Source organism: Crossiella sp. S99.2, from assembly GCF_023094165.1.
Taxonomy (GTDB): Bacteria; Actinomycetota; Actinomycetes; order Mycobacteriales; family Pseudonocardiaceae; genus Crossiella.
The window spans coordinates 382895-406315 of the sequence record NZ_JALMDK010000007.1; the positions used below are offsets into that span (position 1 = coordinate 382895).

The following is a 23421-nucleotide window of genomic DNA, read 5'->3' on the forward strand; positions in this document are numbered from 1 at the left end:
CGTCCCCGGCATGGGGGATGAGCTGTGGCGGCCGGGGCAGATTGTCCTTGACTTGTATGAGGTTCTGGCGGTGATCCGCACCGGCGGCATGGGCCTGGTCCACCGGGTGCGGCACCTCGGCTGGGAGGTCGACCTGGCGGTGAAGGCGCCGCGGCGGGAGCTGGTGGCCTCGGCGTCGGGGGTGCGTGGGTTCGAGGCGGAGGCCGAGTCCTGGGTGGGGCTGGGGGCGCATCCGAACACCGTGGGCTGTGTGTACGTGCGGCGGCTGGGCGGGGTGCCCCGGGTGTTCGCGGAGTGGGTGGATGGTGGGGATCTGGCCACCGCGGTGCGCGAGCGGTCGATCTACCGGGACGGGCTGGGGCGGTTGCTGGACATCGCGATCCAGACGGCCTGGGGGTTGGCGCACGCGCACGATTCCGGTCTGGTGCACCAGGATGTCAAGCCCGCCAACGTGTTGCTCGGGCTGGACGGCACGGTCAAGGTCACCGATTTCGGACTGGCCAAGGCTCGGGTGGCGGCGGGAGAGGTTGCCGCTGCTGAGAGCGGGCTGGTCAGTTGTGGTGGGCTGACGCCCGCCTACTGCTCCCCGGAGCAGGCGCGGGCGGCGGCGGGTGCGCAGGTGCGGCTGACCGGGGCGACGGATGTGTGGTCCTGGGCGGTGACCGTGCTGGAACTGTTCACCGGGAGGCCGCCGACCCGGTTCGGGCAGGCGGCGGGGGAGGCGTTCGCGGCTTACCTGGCGGGTGGGACCGCGGAGTTTCCGGTCATGCCAACGGGTTTGGTGCGGTTGCTGCGGCGGTGTTTTCAGGTCGAGCCTGGTGACCGGCCGACTGGGATGGCGGAGATCGCCGAGGAACTTGTTGGGGTTTATGGGGATGAGGTCGGCGTCTATCCGCGGGTGACGCCGAGTGCGGCGACGTTGCTGGCGGATGGGTTGTCCAACCAGGCGCTGTCCATGGTGGACCTTGGGCTGGCTGAGCGGGCGGAGACGTTGTGGGAGAAGGCTTTGCGGGCCGATCCGCGGCATCCGCACGCGGTGTACAACTGGGGGCTGCACCGGTGGCGGGCGGGGCGGCTGACGGATAGCGGGTTGCTGGCGGAGGTGGCGGCCAGTCATCGGGTGGAGTATTTGCTGGGGCTGGTGCAGCTGGAACGGGGGGATGCCGGGCGGGCGCGGGAATTGCTGGCCGAGGCGGTGCGGCGGCAGCCTGGTGCGGCTGAGGTGGTTGCCGCGCTGGGGCGGGCGGAGAAGTTGGCGTCGTCGGGAGAACCGCTGGGGCTGGCCGGGCAGGACGATGACGTCAGTGCGGTCGCGTTGAGCGCGGATGGGCTGGTGCTGGCTTCCGGTGGGCGGGAACGGGAGGCCGCGGACGGCGGGTCGGTGCGGGTGTGGGACGCGCGCACCGGTGCGTTGCGGCATCGGTTGGCGGGGCTGGCACGGGGCGTTGCGGCGATCGGGTTGAGCGCCGACGGCGGCGTGCTGGCGGCGGGTGGTGTTGACGGGTCGGTGCTGGTCCGGGCACTGGAGAAGTCTTGGCAGTGGGCGGCGCATTCGGGGCGGGTGAACGGGATCGCGGTGAGTCCGGATGGACGGCGAGTGGTCACCGCGGGGGTGGATGGGGCGGTTCTGCTGTGGTCGGCCGCCGGGGAGCTGCTGCACGTTCTGGAGCAGGCCAGTCCTGGTGATCACTATGGCGTGGCGGTGGTGATCAGCCTGGATGGGCTGGTGGTGCGCTGGCATCGGCAGACCCGGCGGATCCGGTTGTGGGAGTTGGACAGTGGGCGATTGGTGCGGTCATTCGGGGTGGGCGGCGGGCAGGTGTCGTTCAGCGTGGATGGACGGATCGCGTTGGTGGTCGGGGGCAGTGCCGTTTCGGTGTGGCGGACGGGAACCGGGGAGCGGGTGCGCACGCTGGAACGGGGGGTCGGGTGGGCCGAGACGGCTGCGGTCAGCGCGGACGGGGCTCGGGCGGCGGTGGCGGATTCGGTGGGGTTGCGGGTGTTCGACCTGGTGGGTGGGCGGTGTGTGCGGACCTACGAGGACACCGCGGGATGGACCTCGGCGCTGGTGTTGAGCGCGGACGGGCGGGTGGCGTTTACCGGGAGCGCGAAACGGTTGGTGCGGCGCTGGGAATTGCCGCCCGGTGGGCCTCTGGCACCGTGGAGTTATCCGCGGCCGTTGCCCGCGGTGGCGTTGACCGATGCGGCGGACGTGGTCGCCTCGGCGCTGGCGCGGGCGGATCGGCTGGTGGGGGAACAGCGGTGGGCGGGCGCGGCGGCGGAGTTGCGGGCGGCGCTGGATGTGCCTGGCTACCAACGGAATCCGGAGCTGCTGACGCGGTGGGCGCGGTTGGGGCGGCAGGGCCGGGCGACTGGGTTGCTGGGGGCGCGGCTGGTGCGGGAGTTCGTGGGGGAGCGGAGTGTGTTGCGGGCCGATGGTGGGCTGGTGGTGTCCGTGGTGTCGCGCGTGGTGGAGGTGTGGGAGCCGGCGAGTGGCGAGCGGGTGCATCGGCTGGCCGGGCATGGGGACGCGGTGACGGGGCTCGCGCTGGATCCGGCCGGGCGGTGTGTGGTCACCGGCTGCGCGGACGGGAAGGTCCGGGTGTGGGATCTCGTTACCGGGGAACGGATTCGGGAGTTTGCCGGGCATCGGGGTGAAGTGCTCGCGGTGGCGGTGAGTCCGGACGGTCGGCAGGTGGTGTCGGCGGGGGAGGATCTGACGCTGCGGGTCTGGGGGCTGGGCCGGTGGCGGCGGGGGCGGGTGCTGGGGCGGCAGTCCCACCGCGTGGGGCGGCTGCGGTTCAGTCCGGACGGACGCCGGGTGTTCGCCCAGGACGGCAAGGGAATGCTGTCGATCTGGGACGCGGCCGGGCGGCTGGTCAAGGTGCTTGGTGGTGCGGTGGGGCGGAGCAGCCTGGTCGCGGTGAGTGCGGACGGGCGGATTGGACTGTTGAGTGGGCCGACCCGGACGGCGTTCGTGTGGGAGCCGCCAACAGGGGAGTACCTGGGCGTGCTGGCCGGGCACGAGGCTCCGTTGACCGCGTTGGCGATCAGCGCGGACGGACATGCCGGTTACTCCGGCGCCGAGGACGGGTCGCTGTGGGTGTGGGATGTGGCCGCGCAGCGAGGGATCCGGTCATTGGATGGGCACAGTGGGGCGATCACCGGACTGCTCGCGCACGGCCGGTTCCTGTTCTCCGTGGCGGCCGATCACACTGTGCGAGTGTGGGATCCGGTGGCGGGGCGTTGCCTGTGGGAGCTGGCGGGGCAGCCCGAACCAGTGGGATCGGTGCAGGTGAGCGCGGACGGGCGGATCGTGATCTCTGCCAGTCGGCGGAAAACGCTGCGGGTGTGGGAACTGGACTGGGACTATGACTTTCCCGCGGAGGGCTGAACGAAGGGACTGCTTGTGCTGCTGGTGTGTTCTGGCTGGGGCTGCCGGCGGATGATCTCGGTGTCCAAGGCGCCCGGCGGCAACCCGGTGGCCCGCGCCGACCCCGAGCACTTCGCGATCAGCTTCCGGATCTGCCAGGACTGCCACCAGAACTACTGCGACCGCTGCCTGGCCGGGCGGGGCGGGCTGTTCCGCGGACCGCGCTGCACCGGCTGCGGCGGCAAGCTCGCCGACGGCGCGCGGCGGCCGGAGATCTGGAGCAGGCCCAAGGCCGCCGTGGCCGAACTGCACGCCGAGGGCGTGACCCTGGCCGAGAGCGGGCGGTTCGCCGAGGCACTGGCCGTGTTCGACCGGGTGCTGGGACAGCGCTCCGGTCACCTCGACGCGCACTTCCAGCGTGGACTGGTGCTGCGGGAGCTGGGTCGCTACGGCGATGCGGTGGCCGCGCTGGAGCAGGTGGCCCGGCTCGACCCGCACAACGTGCAGGCCCTGTTCGATCAGGCCAACGTCTGCCGGCTGTCCAACCAGCCCGAACGGGCCGTGCGCGGGTACGACCGCGCGCTGCGGATCCAGCCGCACTACCTGGCCGCCCTGGTCGACAAGGCGTACACGCTGATCGATCTGGACCAGGCCGAGGCGGCGCTGGCCTGCTGCGAACAGGCCATCCGGCTGGACGCGGCCGGGCAGGGCGCCGACCACACCGAACACCTGCGCGCGCACGCCCACGGCGCGCTCGGCGCGGCGCTGATCCGGCTGGGCCGGCCCGCCGAGGCGCTGGCCGCGATCGAGATCGCGCTCAGCGACGGCCCGGATGTGCCGGAGAACTACTACAACCGGGCGCACGCGTTGAAGGAACTGGGCCGCACCGAGGAGGCCAGCCTGGCCTACCGGGTGTACGAGGACGTCCGGGACCGCGGCTGACATGCGCACCACCGTCACCCTCTCCGCGGACGATCTGGTGCGGGACAAGGTTTTCCGCGAACCCGCCAGCTGCGTGATCGGCCGTTCGCTGGACTGCGACCTGCGCCTGGGCACCGGCGACAAACGGGTCTCCCGCAGGCACTGCGTGCTGGAGATCGACCCGCCCGAGGCGCGGCTGCGGGATCTGGGCAGCCGCAACGGAACCCGGGTCAACGGCGAGCCGGTCACCGGGGAAACGCGGCTGCTGCACGGCGATGAGATCAGCGTCGGCGCCACGGTGCTGCGGTTCTCGGTCGGGCTCAGCGGCTACGAGCTGGTGCGCAAACTGGGCCAGGGCAGCCAGGGTGTGGTGCACCTGGCCAAGGACCTGGCCGACGGCACCCTGGTCGCGATCAAGACCCTGTGGGGCGAGGACGCGGTGGACCGCAAGGCCCGCAACGCCTTCCTGCGCGAGATCGAGAACACCCGCGCGCTCAACCACCCCAACGTGCTGGAGTTCCGCGGCGCCGGTGCGGGCGGCTCGGCGTTCGTGCTGGCCAGCGGCTACTGCGAGGGTGGCAGTGTGGCCGAACTGGTGGCCCGCCGCGGCCCGCTGCCGGTCGCGGAGGCCGTCTCGATCACGTTGCAGGTGCTGGACGCCCTGGCCTACGCGCACCAGGCGCCCATCCCGTGGGTCAGCCTCGCCGACGGCGGCAGTGCGCCGGGGGTGGGCCTGGTGCACCGGGATGTCAAGCCGCACAACATCTTCCTCACCGGACCACCCGACGACCCGATCGCCAAACTCGCCGATTTCGGCCTGGCCAAGGCATTCGACCGGGCCGGGCTGTCCGGCCACACCCGCACCGGCGCCCTCGGCGGCAGCGTCGCGTTCATGCCCCGCCCGCAGATCATCGACTACAAGTACGCCAAACCCGAGGTCGACGTGTGGGCCGCCGCGGCCAGCCTGTACTGGATGCTGACCGGCGCCTCCCCGCGCACCTTCCCACCGGGCGAGGACCCGGTGCTGGTGGTGCTGACCGATCCGGTGGTGCCGATCCGCGACCGGGACCGCACGATCCCGGCCGGGCTGGCTGCGGTGCTCGACGCGGCGCTGGTCGACACCCCGGGGATCGCGGTGACGAAGGCCGAGGAGCTTGCCACCGCGCTGTGGGCGATCTGACGCCGGCACGGTCGCGGCTAGGGTGGACGGGTGCCGCTGGTGGAAGTCACTTACGCGCCGGAGATCGGCGAACCGAAGTTGCGGGAACTCGGCTCGGTGCTGCCGCACCTGGTGTCGCTGGCCGTGGCCTGCCCGGAGGAGCCCTACGACGGGGATCTGCAGCCGGGGGATGTGGACATCCGGTTCCGGCCGCTGGGTCCGCTGGACCGCGGTGGACTGCCGGTGGTGATCGAGGTGCGGTCCAAGTGGTTCGAGAGCCGGGCCACCGACCGCCAGCAGCGGGTGGACCGGCTGCACGCCGACCTCGCGGCCGCCACCGGGCTGGACGACTTCGGCGTGTACCTGTCGCTGCCGGTGGCGGCCTGGGCGCAGGGTGACTGAGGTGCTGCTGCCCCGGTAGGTCGCCTCATCTGGTCGGCAGGGACAGGTCAGCGCCGGGCTGCAGGATCGAACTGGTCCAGCTCCCGCCGCTGTGGTAGGCCATGCAGATCACGTTGCGGTAGCCCGCGTTCCAGGACGCCTCGTTCGGCGCCAGGTAGCCGATCTGGTCGGATTCGGTCAGGGCGGCCAGGTTCACGTTCCGCTGCGCGATGGCGGGGCAGTTGGCCTTTGTGCCCGCGAGGAATCCGTTCCAGCCCGGCCACGGGCCGGAGCCCCCGCTGTACGCGCCGAACGCCTGGGCGTCGTGCGGTTCGGTGCAGCTGGTCAGCCGGACGGCAACAGCTTCGGTCGAGAGTGACGGCCGGATGAGGCAGTCGCCCGGTGTGAGCGTGCAGGCGTTGGCGTGACCGGCTGGTGGGGTCACGCAGCCGTCGGCGGTGCTGGTCACCTGGATGATGCCCGCGGTCCAGACCCCGCCCCAGACCAGGGAGAACAGCAGCCCCAGGAGCGCCATGGCCAGCGCGATGGTCTTGCTCGCCGCGACCATGCCGACGAGGCCCGCCGCCGCGCCCGCCGTGCCGGTCGCAGCCGTCGCGCCGGTGCCGAATCCGGTGACCGGCCCCGGCATTCCCGCGGGAAAGGCGGGCGGCCCGGCGATGGGTGCCGAGAGGTCCGCCGGCTGGGTTGCGGCGGGGCTGCTGGGGAAGGGCGAGGGAGCCGGATTTGGTTGGGGTGGCGTGGGTTGGCTGAAGTGGACGGGGGTCGCGGGGCCGCCGGGGTGGGTGGTGCCTGGTGCGGGGATTGGTGGTGCGGCGGGGTTTGTTGCGCCCGGCGCGGCGATCGGTGGTCCGCCGGGGTGCGTTGAGCCTGGTGTGGCGACCGGCGAGCTGCCGGAGTGCGGCGCGGTCGGTGTCTGCGTGTCCGGGTGGGGTGGACTGAAGGCCGTGCTTCCGGACTGGTCGCCGGTGCTGTTGCCCAGTCTGGCCAGCCGGGTGAGCACGATGATCGCGAAGGTGAACGCGATCGGGATGAACACCGGCAGGAATCCGCACAGCCCGAGCACCAGCGCGCCGATCGCCAGCCGGCTGGTCCGGCGGTCCAGATAACCCTGGTAGAAGTGCACGCCGTCGTGGATGGCGCCTGCCATGACCACGTTCTGGCTGTTGGTCGCCTGGTTGTGGACGTCCCGGTGCACGGCATCCCCCTCGCCGGCGGGCCCCACTCCCGCGCCTGCGGTGATGCTAGGGACGGCGTGCGGCCGCGGACACCGCGTACCAGGGAGATGCCGGGGAACCCGGTTGGCGGGGTTCGGGTTCGCGCGGAGCACAGACATCCAATGAATCCTTCGGCCGTTGTGACCACTGGGGGCTCAGATGTAACTTTCGGACTGCTTTGGTCGGATGTATTGACGTTCCGTCGGTGCTCAACGAGGAGAACCCGATGATGCGGAGATCGTGCTGCCTGCTGCTCGCCCTGTTACTGGGCCTGAGCCTGACCGGGGCGGCGGGGGCGGCAGAGCAGCAGCGGCCGGTGCGGGGTGTGCCCGGCGTGGTGGGGCTGAGTCCGGACCCGGAACTCGCTGCCTGGCAGCGGTTGCAGTTCGGCATGTTCATCCACTGGGGCGTGTACTCCGAACTCGGCGGGGTGTGGCGCGGGCAGCCAGTGACCAGCGGCTACAGCGAGCAGATCCAGATGTGGGCCAACATCTCCGAGGCCGAGTACCGCGAGGTGGCCGCCCGGTTCCAGCCGGCGAAGTTCGATCCGGCGGCGATCTGCTCACTCGCCAAGCAGGCGGGCATGAAGTACGTGGTGATCACCAGCAAGCACCATGACGGCTTCTCCATGTTCGGCACCGCCAACACCGGCTACAACGTGGTCGACGCGACCCCCTATAAGAAGGACCCGCTCAAGCTGCTCGGCGATGCCTGCCGGGCCCAGGGACTCGGGTTCGGGGTGTACTTCTCGCTGGTCGACTGGCACCAGGGGCACAGCTTCGACGGCGGCAACAACAACCCGATCCCGGCCTCGATGGAGCCGGTGATCGAGGCCCAGCTGCGCGAGCTGATGACCAACTACGGCGAGATCGCCGAGGTCTGGTTCGACATGTCGGCACCAACCGTGCGGCAGAGCCAGCGGTTCGCCGGGATCGTGCGGGAACTGCGGCCGCGGGCGGTGATCAACAGCCGGGTCTGGAACAACGCCGGGGACTTCCGCACGCTGGGGGACAACGAGATCCCGACCGTGCCCCTGGATGGCACCTGGCAGACGCCGGCCTCGATCTACCACGAGACCTGGGGCTACCGGAGCTGGCAGAAGCGGGAGGATCTGCCCGGCAAGATCCGCGATCTGGTGGTCGGGCTGACCAGCGTGCGGGCCAGGGGCGGGAACTACCTGCTCAACATCGGTCCGCGCGGGGACGGTTCGGTGGTGGAGTTCGAGGCGGAGGTGTTGCGCGGCATCGGGTCCTGGCTGAGCAGGCATCCGGGGGCGGTGCTGGGCGCGTCGGCGACCCGGTTCGGCGGGCAGCCGTGGGGTGAGGTCACCGCCAACGGGAACGAGCTGTTCCTGCATGTCACGCAGTGGCCAACGACCGGTGAGCTGCGGCTGCCCGGACTGGCCACCCGGGTGCGCCGGGTCGGCGAGGACGGTGCCGGCCGGCTGGACTGGCGGCAGGACGGCGCCGATCTGGTGGTGCGGTTGCCCGCCACGCCGCGGGATCTGGTGTTGCCGGTGCTGAAGGTGGAGCTGGCGGGGGAGTTGCGGATCATCCCGGCGAACACGGTGACCGCGGGCCGGGACGGTGCGTGGGTGCTGGGCGAGGACGATTTTGAGCGCGGCAACAGCTATGCCGACCAGGGCAGTTACCCCAGCACCCGGCAGACGAGCGTGCGGCAGACCGCCTACCTCAGTGGCGAGCGGTCCGGCGCGGTGTCGCTGACCTTGCGCGGGAGCGCCGAGCCGGACACCCGGTACCGGGTCAGCGTGGGGGAGCAGAGCCGGGTGCTGACCGGGGCCCAGCTGCTCGGCGGCGCGATCGGCCCGTTCACCGTGCGGGCGCGCCAGGTCACGCCGGTGACCATCGCCAGGGCCGAACCCGCGCACCAGGGCCAGGAGCTGGGGGCGCGGTTGAGCGGATTGGTCGCGCCTACCGACCGGGTGGTCGGTTGGGCTGCACCGCCCGCGCAGGTGGAGACCGGCAGCCGGGTCGAGATCCCGGTGCGGGTGACCAACCTGCGGTCCCGGGAGGTCAGCGGTGCGGTCGCGCTGCGGGCCCCTGCCGACTGGACGGTCGGGGCGGCGGTGCCCTTCGCCGGGCTGGCGCCGGGGCAGACGCGGACCGTGCTGGTGCCGGTGACCGTGCCCGCGGACGCCACACCTGCCATAGAAGAGGTGCGGGCGGTGGTGACCGGGGTGGCCAGGGAGCTGGAGCTGGCCAGCCAGGTGCGGGTGGTGCTGCCGAACCAGGCCAGGGGCAAGGCCGCCAGCCAGGTCAGTCTGGGCTGGGGCGGGGTGCCGGAGCGGGCGGTGGACGGCAACACCGGCGGCGACTTCAGCCGGGACAACTCCACCTCGCACACCGCCGAACCGTCGAACCAGGCGTGGTGGCAGGTGGACCTCGGCCGGCCGGTGGCGATCGAGACCATCGAGATCTGGAACCGCACTGATTGCTGTGCGCGGCGGCTCGCCGACTACTGGGTGTTGGTCTCGGACGCGCCGATCACCGCGGATTCGCTGCGCGATGCCCTCGCCACGCCGGGGGTTTTCGCGGTGCACCAGCCCGGGATGGCCGGGCGGCCTAGCGCGATCGGCCTGGCGGGCCGGGCCGGGCAGCACGTGCGAGTGCAGCTGGCCTCGGCCACCGATCCGTTGTCGCTGGCCGAAGTGGTGGTGCGGGGACGCTGAACCAGCCCGGACCTCGGCCGCCGTGACGAGAACCCGTCGCGGCGGCCGAGCTGTCTCCCCGGTCAGGCTCCGTCGCGGCGTAGTCCTCCCGGAGGACAGCCGGGCCGCTCGCAGGGAGGACACCTGCCTGGTGGGCGCACCGGAGGGGGTTCGCCGTGTGGTTCCGCAGGTCCATAACCGCTCCCGGAGTCTCGACGGGAAATCGCCTCGAACCTACCCACGAAGTCCGGCGGGCAAGCGTTGAATCAAGAGGCTCGATGTCATGGCACTACCCCGGGATTTAGTCGGATCGGAGTACGCCATGCTTCGTCTACACGTGTTGATGGCGCTGCTCTCGGGCTGGATGACAAGAAATGTAGTTCTCCGTATAACAATGGCCGTCATCTGCCAAACTTGAGATTGATTTGATGGTGACTCCCAGTAATCGCCAATTGCCTACGGTGACAGTTTCGCCTGAATGAGGTGGTTGCGGGTGTCAGTGTGCGGTCACCGTGCCGCATTTCCGCCGGTCAGCGCGGGGGTCCGCACGGTCCGAACCTGAAGGTGCGGAGGACCACAGTCTTAAGACAGGCTGTTAGTCTCGCGTTGACAGGTCTTGGGGCATACCCAGACGATCAATTCCGTTGAGGAACCCAACTGGGTGAACGTGCCTTGGGGGGGCTCGATCACAATCTCTAAACGGGAGGACTGGTCATCCGATGAGTGTGGACGTAGCAGCGGCGGCAATGCATGATTCGGTTAGCGTGGTACGGAAGGTGGATGACGCACAGGAACTGGTTCGATCTCTCTTCGACCAGTCGGGCATCTGTGTGGCGACACTGGATTCGTCACTGCGAGTGACTGAGGCAAATTCGAGGCTTCTTAGGCTCTTCGGCAGGTCTGCTGCCGATGCCTGCGGGCGAACGTTCGCGGAGCTGCTTCACCCCAGCGTGCGGGACAGTGTCACGCAGGGGCTGGGCCGGCTCCTGGACGGGCAGAAGGGGCGCTTTTCCAGCCAAATCGCTGGTCTGCGCAGTGGCGAGCCGGACTTCAGCGGTGAGCTGACCGGGGTGGCGGTGGTCGGCGAGGCCGGCAAGGTGCAGCGCATCATGGTCATCGTGCGGCCGGAGCAGACCGACCGCACTGGTCACATGCTGTCATCGGGGCGCAAGCTCCTGACCGACATGGACGCCCGGATTCTGGAGGGTGTCGCGGCCGGTGTTTCCACCGTGCAGCTGGCTTCGATGCTGCACCTGAGCCGCGGCGGAGTTGAATACCACGTTACGACGCTGTTGCGCCGGTTGAAGGCGAAGAACCGTCCGGCGCTCGTTTCGAAAGCGTATTCAATGGGACTCTTCGGCGTCGGCTCGTGGCCGCCCCGGGTGCTCCCCGCCTATGTCAAGTAAAACTCAAGTCACTCCGAGTGTGCGTGGCATTAACAGCTCTGCGTAGTTCAGCAATGAATGCGTACGGCGATGACACCCGGCGGGCAGCCGGGAACGTCATCGTCATGGTGGGGTCTGAGGAAGGGAACTACGCCCGTGGCGATAGCCGACACCGAGACAACGCAGTGGATTAGGCGCTTCCATCCCTCGGCGGCGAGCGCCACCAGGCTGGTGTGCTTGCCGCACGCCGGCGGATCGGCCAGCTTCTACTACCCGGTTTCGCGAAACCTCGCGCCGGCGGTGGATGTGGTCGCGATTCAGTACCCCGGCAGGCAGGATCGGCTCCGTGATCCGGGAATCGCCGATATCGAGAAGCTCGCCGAACACATCGCGGCCGAACTGGCCGCACTCACTCCGAAGCCGACCGTGCTGTTCGGGCACAGCATGGGCGCCACTATCGGCTTCGAACTCGCCTGGCGGCTGGAGCAGGACGGCGGGCAACCCCCGCTCGAACTGATCGCCTCCGGGCGCCGGGCGCCGTCCTCGGTTCGCGAGGAGAGCACCCACCGGCGCGGGGACGACGCGATCATCGCCGAGATGGCCACCCTGAACGGCACTGACGGCGCCGTGCTCGCCGATGAGGAGATCCTCCGGATGAGCCTGCCCGCGCTGCGCAACGACTATCGCGCCATCGAGACCTACCGGGCACAACCCGGGCGCAGGGTGAGCTGTCCGATCACAGTGCTCACCGGGGACAACGATCCCAAGACGACGATCGCCGAGGCCGAGGCCTGGCGCGGGCACACCGACGGCGAATGCCGGATCCAGGTGTATCCGGGCGGGCACTTCTTCCTCACCGAGCACCAGGCCGCGGTGCAGGCGGAGATCAGCCGGGCCCTGGGCGCCAGCCGCAGCACGGTCTGACTCCGGCAGGGTTTGATCGCGGCGGAATGTCGCCACGGAGCCCGGCTCCGGATCCTTCAACGGTTTTCCTGGTGATGTAGGTCGCATAGTTGAGCCAGCCCAGAGGAGGAAACGAGATGAGCACCCGAATCTTCTTGTCCGGTGGACCGGCCGAACTGTCCCTCATCGAACCGGTCCGCAATGTGGACCGGCTCGATCAGAAAATCAAGGTCGCCTTTGGCGCCGGCTACGAGCACTTCGCCTATCACGGGCAGAACCAGAGCGTGGGCGAGGAGAACCTCCCCGTTTACAACTGGTGCGGACGGACGAAGATCGCCGAGTGACCCTCGCGCTTCCCCTGGCCGGTACGACCTCCCGTCGTACCGGCCTTTTCGTGCGCCCGTTCGCCGAGCGGGTCCGGACGTGGAAACGCGCCGGCCGCGGGATCGCGGACCGGCGCGTGGCCGTCTGGGTAGCGCCTACCAGCCGCCCGCGGGCAGCAGTTCCTCGATCTGGTTGGTGCGGGTGACCTCGCGCAGGTCCGACTCCACCATCATGTTCATCAGCTCGGTGAAGTCCACGTTCGGCGTCCAGCCCAGCTCCAGCTTGGCCCGGCTCGCGTCCGCGCACAGCGTCTCGACCTCGGCCGGGCGCACCAGCTCCGGGTCGATCACCACGTAGTCCCGCCAGTCCAGATCCACGGCCTCGAAGGCGATCCGCACGGCATCGCGCACCGAGTGCATCCGGCCGGTGCCGATGACGTAGTCGGTGGGCTCCTCCTGCTGCAGCATCAGGTGCATGGCCCGCACGTAGTCCCCGGCGAAGCCCCAGTCGCGCACCGCGTCCAGGTTGCCCAGGCGCAGTTCCTTCTGCAGGCCCAGCTTGATCTGGGCGACCGCGAGGGAGATCTTGCGGGTCACGAACTCGGCGCCGCGGCGCGGGGACTCGTGGTTGAACAGGATGCCGGAGACCCCGTACATGCCGAAGGACTCGCGGTAGTTCTTGGTGATGAAGTGGCCGTAGGTCTTGGCCACGCCGTAGGGGCTGCGCGGGTGGAAGATGGTGGTCTCCCGCTGCGGGGTCTCGGCCACCATGCCGAACATCTCCGAGGAGGATGCCTGGTAGAAGCGGATCGTGTCGTTGCCGCCGGCCCGCGACTTGTCCAGGCCGCAGACCAGCCGGATGGCCTCCAGCATGCGCAGCACGCCCATGCCGTTGACCTCGGTGGTCAGTTCCGCCTGCTGCCAGGACAGCGGCACGAAGGAGATCGCGCCCAGGTTGTAGACCTCGTCCGGCTGGACCAGGTCCACCGCCGAGATCAGACTGCCCTGATCCAGCAGGTCTCCGTCCACAAAGGACAGATCCTTGACCAGCCTGCTCACCCGCGACTTGCGTGGGTTGGCTTGCCCGCGGATGAGCCCCCAGACCTGGTACCCCTGCTCAAGCAGGTGTTCGGCCAGGTAGGAGCCATCCTGTCCCGTGATTCCAGTGATCAGCGCTCGCCTACGCACATGGTCTCCTTGATGCCGGTGCAAGTGCGGTGTCGCGAGTGGACCAACTACAGGATGACTCACCCGCTCTTCGCCCCAGTGAAACCGGCTCAGCACAAGGAAACGTCTAGATGATGGGGTGTTGTCGATCTTGAACGAGCAGTTCCCGCTGGGCGACGCACAGCCCGGCGTCGGGTTGTCACCGGGCTGTGCGTCGCGGGGGAAGATGGTCCTGGGGATGGCGAGAACTGGCCAGTAACTCAGTTCTCGAGTGGGTTACACGGGCATGCCGACCGTGAAACGACCAGTCATCAGGATCAAGTTAAGCTCAAATTTTGTGCAGAACCCCAGGAACCCCTTCAACATACTTGATATGGGGCTTTGCTGGCCGTGAGCAGTGATGGAGAGTGCGAACTCCAAACCGTAGTAAGGGCAGCGGGTTCAAGGGATGCGGATGTGTCGGCCGCTGGTCACGAATTGTGGCTGGAGCTGGGTGGGGCTTGCCTTCTGTCGGTTGGAGAACCCGGATAGGGGTCGTCATGAGCCTTGTCCACCTCGTCGTCGGGGACGAGTCAGCACGTGACACATCGGTAGTCGGTGTGCTGGATGAGTTGGTCGAGGGGTTGGGTGAGGGTCAGTCCCAGATCGTGGGTGTCAGCGGCCCGGTAGGTTCGGGCCGGTCGTTCGTGTTGCGGCACACCGTGTCGCGGGCGCAGTCGCTGGGCCTCGGCGTGTCCTTCGCGCCGTGCGCCCCCTCCGAATCGGCCATTCCGTACTCGGTGGTGACCCGGCTGCTCTCCGATCTGCTCCCCCCGGGACGGATCGCGGACCTGGCGGTCTCCTGCGAGCAGGCGCCCAATCCGACCGACCTCAACGCGTTGCTGTGCCGGGAGTTCACCGCGCTGGCGGCCCGGCGGCCACTGCTGATCGCCGTGGACGACCTGCACTGGGCCGACCGCTGGTCGTTGCGCTGGTTCGCCGAGATGGCCCAGCAGGTGCGCGAGCACCCGATCATGCTGCTGGGCTCCGCGCACGGCCCGCTGGTGCGGGTGGTGGGCGCGGACTGCTCGGCCACCCCCGCCGGCGTGCCCACCCAGCTGCGGTTGCGCGCGCTGGCCGTGCCGGAAGCCCAGGAGCTGCTGGCGGAGCTGACCGGCAGGCCGGTGGAGGAAGAGGTGGCCAGGGCGGCCACCCAGGCATCCATGGGCAGGCCCGCGGTGCTCGCCGCGGTGGCCCGGCACTTCAACTCCGCTGATCTGCCACTGATTCCGGCGAAGCTGACCGAGGTGTACGAGGTCGCGCGGGCGGACTGGACCGAGCGGGTCGCCAGGGTGGTGCGCACGCTACCCCTGGAGGCGGCCGCGTTGCTGCGCACCATGGCCGCCGGTGGCGGGCGGTTCGGCCTGGCCATGGTCACCGCGCTGGAGCGGGCCGGCGAGCTGGCCGCGCTCGGCGCGCTGGCCGAGGCCGGGCTGGTGGTCGGCAGCACCGCACCCCGGCTGGCCTGCCCCGGCTTCGCGGTGGACGCCTTCGCCGGCCGGGACGCCGCGGACCGGGCCGCGCTGAGCATGCGGGCGGCCGAACTTGGTCGTGTACTCGAAATGGGAGCGCTCACAGTCGCCGAGTTGCTCGGTGGCGTGCCGGTCGCCGGGCAGCAGTGGGCCGGCGAGGTCTTCGCCGCCGCGGCCACCTGTCTGCTGCGTGAGGGCAAGCGGGACGCGGCGATCACCGCGTTGCGCCGGGCCCTGCGCGAGCCGATGACCGACCTGGTGCGCTCCCGGCTGCTCATCCGGCTGGCCTGCCTGGAAGTGGTGGACCAGCCCGAGGCCAGTGACGGCAGGCTGCGCGAGGTCCTGGTGCTGCACAACGGCGCCGACTCCGGGGACTCGGTGGTCGAGGCCGCCGACCTGCTGCTTTCCCGCGGCGACGCGGAAACCACCCGGCGACTGGTCTCCGACGCCTACCGCGAGTCCGCGCGCACCCGCACCGCCACCGAACTCTCCCCGCTGGGCGCACTCGGCTGGCTGGCCCAGGACGAGGCAGGCCCGGACCTGGAGACCCCGGCCACCGTGCTGCCCTCGCCCGCCCGCACCCCGGTGGACGCGGCCGAGGCCGCGGTGCTGGCCTGGCAGCTGGCCACCAGGGCCGAGGACCGGCCGCGGGTCCTCGAACTGGCCCGGCTGGTGCTGGCCGAGGGCGACGGCGCGCCGCTGATGTGCCGCTTCGCCGCCGCGCGGGCACTGCTGTGCGCCGACGCGGTGGAGGAGTCCGCCGCGGGCTACGAGACCCTCGCCCACGACGCCCGCAGGCGGGGTGCGCGGGCGGCGGCGGCCCAGGCCATGCTCGGCCAGTCCGGCATCATCCTGCGCCGCGGCGACCCCGAACAGGCCCTCGCGGTGATCGAGGCGGCCAAACGCGAACTGCCGCTGCCCTCCTGGCATCCGGCGCTGGCCTCCCGGGTCGCCTCGGCCGAGATCATGGCGCTGATCCGCGGCGGGCGCCTGGACGAGGCGCGGAAACTGGCCGGGCGGCCGGACGCGCAGCTGGCCGACCGGGGCGTGGGCTGGAGCCTGCTGCTCTACGCCCGCGCCGAGGTCCGCCTGGTCGCCGGGCAGCCCGAGCGGGCCCTGGTGCTCTTCGAGGAATGCGGGCGGGTGCTGCTCAGCCGCGGCTGGCGCAACCCGGTGCTGCTGCCCTGGCGTTTCGGCGCCTCCCTGGCCCACCAGCTGCTCGGCGACACCGAGCGCGCGATGGCGCTGCGGGCCGAGGAGGACGCGGTGCTGGAGCGGTGGGGCTGCGGGGAAGCACTGGACATCCCGGAGGAGCGTTCGCTGGCCGGATTCCGGGCCATCGGCGTGGAAATCCCCGACCTGCCGGACCAGCCGCCGCCGCGCCGGACCGAGCCGGTGGCCGTGTCGGTGCCGATCGGGCTGCCGCTGGACCTGCTCGCCGCGCTGACCCCGGTGGAACGCGAGGTGGTCGGCCTGGTGGTCGGTGGCGCGGCCAACGGCGAGGCCGCGGCGCGCCTCGGCGTCACCAGGCGAACGATCGAGCTGCGGCTGACCAAGGTCTACCGCAAGCTCGGTGTGCGCGGGCGGGACGAACTGCTCGCCAGGGTGGGACCGACCGCGGGCGGGTGCTGAATGACGTTGCGGGAGCGCGGCCCCGAACTCCGGCAGATGCGCGAGGCAGTGCGCGAGGTGGCCTCCGGGCGCGGCGCGCTGCTGCACATCGGCGGCCCGGCAGGCGCCGGGCGGACCGCACTGGCCAGGGCACTGGTCGAGCTGGCCGCGGCCGAGGGCGCGCTGGTGCTGCGGGCCAGCGGTGCGGAGTCCGAACGGGACCTGCCCATCGGCGTGGTCCGGCAGCTGGTCACCCCGCTGGTCTACGGCGGGATCGAGGCGCGGGACACCCCGCGCGGCATGCTGGCCGCGATCCTGGAAGGCGGCGGCCTGGACCAGACCAGCGAGTTCGGACCCGGTTCGCTCGGCTGTTTCGTGCACGGCCTGCACGCCACCCTCAAACGGCTCAGCGCCACCCAGACCGTGGTGGTCGTGATCGACGACCTGCACTGGGTGGACGAGGCCTCGCTGCGCGCGCTGGCCTTCCTGGCCTCCCGGCTGCACGGCGCCCGGCTGCTGATCGCGGTGACCACCCCGGACGCGGTGAGCGAACGCGCGCTGCTGATCCAGGAGATCCTGGACGTCACCGGTTACCGCCTGGAAGCGGCGGCCTTCACCCCCGGCACCACCGCGGACCTGGTGGCACAACGGTTCGGCCCGGACAACGATCCGGCCTTCGCCGAGGTCTGCCACGAGGTCACCGGTGGTTCGCCCAAGGCGTTGCTGGCCCTGCTGGACCGGGCCGTGCACCAGCGGCTGCGCGGGCAGTTCACCGAGGTGCCCCGGGTGCGCGAACTGGCCGGGGCGTTGCGGCGGGAGCAGTTGCGGGCGTTGCTGCGCCGGGACCGGGTGGTCTCCGCCTTCGCCACCGCCACCGTGATCCTGGCCGAACAGGCCACCGAGCTGCTGCTGGCCCGGCTCAGCGAACTGACCCCGGCCGAATGCCGCACCGCCAAAAGCGTGCTGCGCCGGGTCGGCGGCGCGCTGGACGAGATCGACGGCCGGGTGGTGCCCACCGCGGCGCTGACCAAGGTGGTCTCGGAGTTCATCGGCTCCGCGGAGAGTTCCCGGCTGCACCGCGCCGCGGCCGAGCACCTGGCCGAATGCGGGGCCGGACCGGAGGAGGTCGCCGCCCAGCTGGTGCAGGTCGACGGCATGCACGACCGGCGCGGCCTGGACCTGCTCAAGGCCGCCGCGGTCTCCGCGCGCAGACGCGGCGCCCCGGAGATCGCGGTGCGCTACTTCCGGCGCGCGCTGCTGGACTCCCCGCCCGAGGACGGCCGCCGGGCTGAACTGCTGGTCGAACTGGCCGCCACCGAACTCGACGCCTGGCCCGCCGCGGCCAAACAGCATCTGGTGCAGGCCGCCCGGCTGCTACCGGATCACCGCAGCCGGGCCGAGGCGCTGTCCTGGATGCCGCTGCGGGTCTCCGGCTACGACCCGCAGCTGGCCGCGCTGCTCAAGGACGTCCGGGACAAGATCGGCCCGACCGACGGGCTCAGCGGGCACGACCTGGACATCGCGCTGCGGCTGGAAGCCCGCTGGCGGCAGGCAGGCATGCCCGACCGCACACTGGTGGCCACCGCGGGGGAACGGTTGCGCGAACTGGGTTTCGACGCCGGTCGCGCCTGCCCCGCCGAACAGGAACTGCGGGTGGTGCTGCTGGAGGCGGTCACGCTGACCGGGGAGGTGCCCAGCACCGAGGTGGCCAGGATGGCCCGCCAGATCGTGGCCAGGGTGCCCGCCAACTCGGTGCAGATCGGCTCCTTCATGCAGATCCTGCCCGCGGTGCTGCTGGCCGCCGACCAGGGCGATGCCGCCGCCTCCTGGCTGGACGCGGTGCTCGCGCACGCCCGCCAGCCCTCGCCTGCCGCCTTCCAGTCCCTGGTGCAGGCCCAGTGCAGCATGACCCTGCTCGGCCGCGGCCAGGTGGCCAGGGCCAAGGAAGCCGCGCTGCACGCGGTGGACCTGGTCGGCGGGGACACCCAGGAGATGATCGTCTCCTCCGCGCTGGCGCTGGGCGCGGTGGCCATGGTGGCCCGCGATGTGGACCTGGCCCGGCGGGCGCTGGAGATCACCGGCTCCGAGACCGACCTGCGGATGTACGCGCTGCGCCGCACCATGCGCGCGCTGCTGGCCGAAGCCGCCGGGGACCACGAGGCCGCGCTGGCCCAGATCCTCGACGGCGGCAACCTCCTCGACCGGGCGGGCTGGCGCAACCAGGCCGTGCTGCCCTGGCAGTGCATGGCCGCCGCGCTGCACCACCGGGTCGGCCAGCAGGCCGAGGCCGTCGCGCTGGCCGAGGAACACCAGCGCCGGGCACTGGCCTGGGGATCGCCCAACGGAATTGCCCGCGGCAGCTACCTGCTCGGCATCATCACCCCCGGCGCCCGCGGTCTCGAACACCTCCGGCAGGCCGTGGAATTGTTCCGGCAGGCGGGCAACAAGACGGAATTGGCCTGGACGCTGAAGCGGCTGGGAAAGCGCCTTCAGAAAATCTCGCCCGCCGAGGGGGAGCGGGTGCTGGCGCAGGCCGGGCAGCTCGCCGAGCAGTTGATGGAGGGCCGCGGCGGGGCCGAGGAGGGCATGATGGCGAGTACCGGCCAGAGTGCCGTTTCCCTTGACAGCCCGTCGGTTCCGGCCCCGGCCACCCGGTTGACCCCCACCGAGGCCACCGTGGCCGAGCTGGCCGCGCGGGGTCTGGGCAACCACGAGATCGCCGGTCGGCTGGAGATCAGCAGGCGGGCCGTGGAGAAGCATTTGACCAGCTCATACCGCAAACTGGGCATCGAGCGCCGGGTCCAGCTGGCCGAGGCGCTGCGCCCGCCCGCCGCGGTTTCCGGCAGTCGATCAGTCTGATCCGCACCGCCCTGCCGACCCACCGGCCGGGCGGATGCCTTGCGCGGCACGCAGTTCCTCCGGTCAGAACCACTACGCCAACACTGGTGAAGTCCCTACCTCGGTCCGGGTAACAACGCAGCTGATGCAGCCGCCAGCATCCGGTTGGGGCTGTGCTGTGAGCGCTCTCTGAGCTGCCGGAACGCCGCCCGGATGCTCATTGAGCGGTGTTGTGCCGGTGTGGGCCCGCCGTCCTAACCGGAATCACCGCCGATGCCATTTCAACTGAATGGTTTTCTTGATTTCGAGCGTGGTGGAGGCCCCCACATGTGCGGAATTACCGGTTGGCTCGCGTTCAACCGTGACCTGAATCAGGACCGGGCGGTCCTGGACGCGATGACCGACACGATGTGGTGTCGCGGACCCGATGACGGTGGCGTGTGGGTGCGCGAGCACATCGCCCTCGGCCATCGCAGGCTGGCGATCATCGACCTGGCCGGCGGCGTGCAGCCGATGACCCTGGACACCCCCGAGGGCGAGATCGCGCTGACCTACAGCGGCGAGGTCTACAACTTCGCCGTGCTGCGCGAGGAGTTACGCGCGCTCGGCCACGAGTTCGGCACCACCAGCGACACCGAGGTGGTGCTGCGCGGCTACCTGGAGTGGGGCGCCGACTTCGCCGAGAAGCTGCACGGCATGTACGCCTTCGCGATCTGGGACGGCCGGGTGGACAAGCTGGTCCTGTTCCGCGACCGGCTGGGCATCAAGCCGCTGTACTTCTACCCGACCGAGGACGGGGTGCTCTTCGGCTCCGAGCCCAGGGCGATCCTGGCCCACCCCGAGGCCGAGGCGGTGCTCAACCTGGTGGGCCTGCGGGAGATGTTCGGCGCCTGCAAGACACCGGGGCACGGCGTGTGGACCGGCATGCACGAGGTCCGGCCGGGCGGGCTGGTCGAGTTCGACCGGGACGGGCAGCGGGACCGGATCTACTGGCGGCTCACCCCGCGCGAGCACACCGCCGACCTCGAGACCACCATCGCCGAGATCCACGACCTGATCAGCGAGATCACCAGGGACCAGCTGGTCGCCGACGTGCCGCGGTGCGTGCTGCTCTCCGGCGGCCTGGACTCCAGCTCGCTGACCGCGGTGGCCGCGCGTGAGCTGGCCGGGCAGGGCGAGCGGGCCCGCAGCTTCACCGTGGACTTCACCGGGCTGACCGAGAACTTCCAGGCCGACACCATGCGCGGCACCCCGGACGCGCCCTATGCCCAGGCGGTGGCCGAGCACGTCAACGCCGAGCACCAGGCCATCGTGCTGTCCCCGGACGCCATGCTCGACCCGGAGACCCGCTCCTCGGTGGTGGCCGCCCGCGGTTTCCCGATCGGCATCGCCGATGTGGACGTCTCGCTGTACCTGCTGTTCAAGGCGATCAAGGAACGCTCCACGGTCGCGCTCTCCGGTGAGGGCGCGGACGAGGTCTTCGCCGGCTACCCGTGGTTCCACGTGCCCGCCATCCGCGAGGCCGAGATCTTCCCGTGGATGGTGCCGCTGGTGGAGATGCTGGAGGAGGCCGAGGTCGACGAGGTCCTCAACGACGATCTCTCCGCGGCGCTGGACATGGAGACCTACATCCAGGACCAGTACCAGGTCGCGGTCGCCGAGGTGGACCGGCTCGACGGCGAGTCCGACGAGGAGCACGCCACCCGGGTGCTCAAGTACCTGCACCTGACCCGGTTCCTGCCGCTGCTGCTGGACCGCAAGGACCGGATCAGCATGGCGACCGGGCTGGAGGTGCGGGTGCCCTTCTGCGACCACCGGCTGGTCGAGTACGTCTACAACGTGCCGTGGGAGATGATGACCTTCGACGGCCGGGAGAAGAGCCTGCTGCGCGCGGCCACCGGCCCGCTGCTGCCCGCCAGCGTGGCCGAGCGGGTCAAGAGCCCGTACCCGGCCACCCAGGACCCGCGCTACGCCGCGGAGTTGCAGCGGATGGCCAAGGAGTTCCTCGCCGCCGACAACCACCCGGTGTTCTCGATCATGAACCGGAAGTGGCTGGAGGAGACGGTGGCGCTGGATCCGGTGGGCATGCCGGAGGTGGTGCGGGAGAACCTCGACCGCGCCATCGACGTCGCCACCTGGCTGGACATCTACCGGCCGCGGCTTGATCTGAGCTGATCACCGGGCTCGTGCGGGGAACTCTGGGGAAGTCCCTACACCCGCACGTGTACCAACGGCAGTAGGGAAGCAGCCGATGGCGCGAGGAGCCGTTATGAGCAGTGGAACCGGGACCCCGGCACTCCGCAAGCCAGACCAGATCCTGCGCCATCGGCTGGCGCGCTCGGCCGGTGAGGTGGCGGGCACCGCCTCCTCCCCGGCCGATGTGCGTGACTGGGTGTTCGAGCGTGGACTGGTGCAGACCCACGAGGCCGAACTGATCGCCTTCGACGAGCTGGACCGCTGGGCCTTCAACCCCGACACCGGCGACCTGGGGCACGACACCGGCCGGTTCTTCAGCGTGTGCGGGCTGAAGGTGGAGACCAATTCCGGCCCGATCCCGACCTGGACCCAGCCGATCATCAACCAGCCCGAGATCGGCATCCTGGGCATCCTGGTCAAGGAGATCGACGGGGTGCTGCACTGCCTGATGCAGGCCAAGGCCGAGCCGGGCAACGTCAACGGCGTGCAGCTGTCCCCGACCGTGCAGGCCACCAGAAGCAACTACACCAAGGCACACGGCGGCGCGTCGGTGCCGTACCTGGACTACTTCCGCGACTTCGCCCGGCACCGCGTGCTGGCCGATGTGCTGCAGTCTGAGCAGGGATCGTGGTTCTACCGCAAGCGGAACCGGAACATGATCGTGGAGGTGGACGAGGACGTCGAGGTGCTCGACGACTTCGCCTGGGTCACCCTGGGCCAGCTCAACCAGCTGCTCGCGGTGGACGACTTCGTGAACATGGACGCGCGGACTGTGTTGTCCTGCATGCCTTCCGGCTTCGAGGGCGGCAACGACACGGTCGGCGACGGACTGGCCGAGGCGATCGCTCGCTCCTGCGATCCTTATGCGGGCAGCATGTTCTCGCCCGCGGAGGTGCTGAGCTGGATCACCTCGCGGCATTCCGACACCCAGTTGAGCACTGAGCTGGTCCCGTTGCGTTCGGTGGAGCACTGGCGGCGGACGAGTCACGAGATCCAGCATGAGAGCGGCGCGTACTTCAGCGTGGTGGCGGTGCGGGTCAAGACGAACAGCCGCGAGGTGTCCGGGTGGACGCAGCCGCTGATCCAGCCGCATGGGCTGGGGATGGTGGCGCTGCTGGTGAAGAACGTGGACGGGGTGTTGCACGCGCTGGTGAACGCGCGGGTCGAACCCGGGTACCTGGATGTGGTGGAGCTGGCGTCCACCGTGCAGTGCAGCCCGGACACGTACACGAAACTAGGGATGGAACACGCGCAGCCGCCGTTCCTGGACTATGTGCTGAAGGCGGATCCGCGGCGGGTGCTCTTCGACACGGTGCTGTCGGAGGAGGGCGGGCGGTTCTACCACGCGCGCAACCGGTACGTGATCGTGGAGGTGCCGCCGGACTTCGGCGGCGAGGAGCTGCCGGACTACCGCTGGCTGACCCTGCACCAGATCAACGGCCTGCTCCAGCACAGCCGCTACGTCAACGTCGAGGCCCGCAGCCTCTTCGCCTGCCTCCGCGGCCTCCGCTAACCCCACCCGCCGAGTTGGCCGAAGTGGACGTCGTGTTGGCCGAAGTGGACGGCGAGTTGGCCCAAGTGGGACGCCAACTTGGGCCAAGTGGGCGTGCGAGTTTGCCCAACTCGGCGGGGCGGACGAGTTTGCCCAACCGGGCGTACGAGTTGGGCCAACGGGGCGTACGAGTTGGGCCAACTCGGCGTACAAGAACGGCCAACACGCCGTACGAGAACGGCCGACACGGCGGATGAG

At 70.3% G+C, this 23421-nt stretch carries 14 protein-coding genes; 12 read left to right on the plus strand and 2 right to left on the minus strand.

Translation table 11 applies throughout. The annotated features are described in order from the left end of the window. The first annotated feature begins 10 nt into the window (after positions 1–10). The 4 genes from MZC64_RS28250 to MZC64_RS28265 are packed head-to-tail and all read left to right on the plus strand — an operon-like array spanning position 11 to position 5855. Entirely contained in the window at positions 11–3394 is a 3384-nt protein-coding gene (locus tag MZC64_RS28250; RefSeq protein ID WP_282105986.1) for a protein kinase, read from the plus strand. Between the two features lie 51 nt (positions 3395–3445). Then, positions 3446–4315: a tetratricopeptide repeat protein gene (locus MZC64_RS28255; RefSeq protein WP_247761723.1), complete on the plus strand. Its 870-nt coding sequence runs from the start codon at positions 3446–3448 to the stop codon at positions 4313–4315. 1 nt (position 4316) lies between these two features. After that, on the plus strand, positions 4317–5474 hold the full coding sequence (locus MZC64_RS28260) for an FHA domain-containing serine/threonine-protein kinase (protein WP_247761722.1): 1158 nt from the start codon (positions 4317–4319) through the stop codon (positions 5472–5474). 30 nt (positions 5475–5504) lie between these two features. Next, complete coding sequence (locus tag MZC64_RS28265; protein WP_247761721.1) at positions 5505–5855, plus strand: hypothetical protein; 351 nt, start codon at positions 5505–5507, stop codon at positions 5853–5855. Positions 5856–5880: 25 nt separating this feature from the next. Here MZC64_RS28265 and MZC64_RS48845 read toward each other — a convergent pair whose 3' ends face one another. Beyond that, positions 5881–7050 (minus strand): septum formation family protein, encoded by a 1170-nt coding sequence (locus MZC64_RS48845; protein WP_308301080.1) that lies wholly within the window; start codon positions 7048–7050, stop codon positions 5881–5883. 245 nt (positions 7051–7295) lie between these two features. Between MZC64_RS48845 and MZC64_RS28275 the strand changes: the two genes are divergently transcribed. The 4 genes from MZC64_RS28275 (at position 7296) to MZC64_RS28290 (ending at position 12369) form a co-directional block, all read left to right on the plus strand. Beyond that, positions 7296–9758 (plus strand): alpha-L-fucosidase, encoded by a 2463-nt coding sequence (locus MZC64_RS28275; protein ID WP_247761720.1) that lies wholly within the window; start codon positions 7296–7298, stop codon positions 9756–9758. A 755-nt stretch (positions 9759–10513) separates the two neighbouring features. Then, the gene (locus MZC64_RS28280; RefSeq protein ID WP_247761719.1) at positions 10514–11143 is read left to right on the plus strand and encodes a helix-turn-helix transcriptional regulator; all 630 of its coding nucleotides are present in this window, start codon (positions 10514–10516) and stop codon (positions 11141–11143) included. Between the two features lie 210 nt (positions 11144–11353). After that, entirely contained in the window at positions 11354–12046 is a 693-nt protein-coding gene (locus MZC64_RS28285; protein ID WP_308301083.1) for an alpha/beta fold hydrolase, read from the plus strand. 116 nt (positions 12047–12162) lie between these two features. Then, on the plus strand, positions 12163–12369 hold the full coding sequence (locus MZC64_RS28290; RefSeq protein ID WP_185005861.1) for a DUF5988 family protein: 207 nt from the start codon (positions 12163–12165) through the stop codon (positions 12367–12369). Positions 12370–12504: 135 nt separating this feature from the next. Here the strand turns inward: MZC64_RS28290 and MZC64_RS28295 are convergent, their stop codons facing one another. Continuing rightward, complete coding sequence (locus tag MZC64_RS28295; RefSeq protein ID WP_247761718.1) at positions 12505–13536, minus strand: GDP-mannose 4,6-dehydratase; 1032 nt, start codon at positions 13534–13536, stop codon at positions 12505–12507. 578 nt (positions 13537–14114) lie between these two features. Between MZC64_RS28295 and MZC64_RS28300 the strand changes: the two genes are divergently transcribed. The 4 genes from MZC64_RS28300 (at position 14115) to MZC64_RS28315 (ending at position 23184) form a co-directional block, all read left to right on the plus strand. Further along, the gene (locus MZC64_RS28300) at positions 14115–16658 is read left to right on the plus strand and encodes an AAA family ATPase (RefSeq protein WP_247797756.1); all 2544 of its coding nucleotides are present in this window, start codon (positions 14115–14117) and stop codon (positions 16656–16658) included. Beyond that, positions 16659–19496 carry an AAA family ATPase gene (locus MZC64_RS28305; protein WP_247761716.1) on the plus strand — a complete coding sequence of 946 codons (2838 nt, stop codon included), beginning with the start codon at positions 16659–16661 and terminating at the stop codon, positions 19494–19496. A 306-nt stretch (positions 19497–19802) separates the two neighbouring features. Beyond that, the gene (gene asnB / locus MZC64_RS28310; RefSeq protein WP_247761715.1) at positions 19803–21650 is read left to right on the plus strand and encodes an asparagine synthase (glutamine-hydrolyzing); all 1848 of its coding nucleotides are present in this window, start codon (positions 19803–19805) and stop codon (positions 21648–21650) included. A 94-nt stretch (positions 21651–21744) separates the two neighbouring features. Continuing rightward, positions 21745–23184, plus strand: a complete 1440-nt coding sequence (locus MZC64_RS28315; protein WP_247761714.1) for an NDP-hexose 2,3-dehydratase family protein — start codon at positions 21745–21747, stop codon at positions 23182–23184. Positions 23185–23421 lie beyond the last annotated feature (237 nt).

Bases quoted from the DNA above. Each gene is read 5' to 3' on its own strand.
- MZC64_RS28250 (WP_282105986.1), top strand. From the start codon at position 11: ATGGGGGATGAGCTGTGGCGGCCGGGGCAGATTGTCCTTGACTTGTAT.
- MZC64_RS28255 (WP_247761723.1), top strand. From the start codon at position 3,446: ATGATCTCGGTGTCCAAGGCGCCCGGCGGCAACCCGGTGGCCCGCGCC.
- MZC64_RS28260 (WP_247761722.1), top strand. From the start codon at position 4,317: ATGCGCACCACCGTCACCCTCTCCGCGGACGATCTGGTGCGGGACAAG.
- MZC64_RS28275 (WP_247761720.1), top strand. From the start codon at position 7,296: ATGATGCGGAGATCGTGCTGCCTGCTGCTCGCCCTGTTACTGGGCCTG.
- MZC64_RS28290 (WP_185005861.1), top strand. From the start codon at position 12,163: ATGAGCACCCGAATCTTCTTGTCCGGTGGACCGGCCGAACTGTCCCTC.
- MZC64_RS28305 (WP_247761716.1), top strand. From the start codon at position 16,659: ATGACGTTGCGGGAGCGCGGCCCCGAACTCCGGCAGATGCGCGAGGCA.
- asnB (WP_247761715.1), top strand. From the start codon at position 19,803: ATGTGCGGAATTACCGGTTGGCTCGCGTTCAACCGTGACCTGAATCAG.
- MZC64_RS28315 (WP_247761714.1), top strand. From the start codon at position 21,745: ATGAGCAGTGGAACCGGGACCCCGGCACTCCGCAAGCCAGACCAGATC.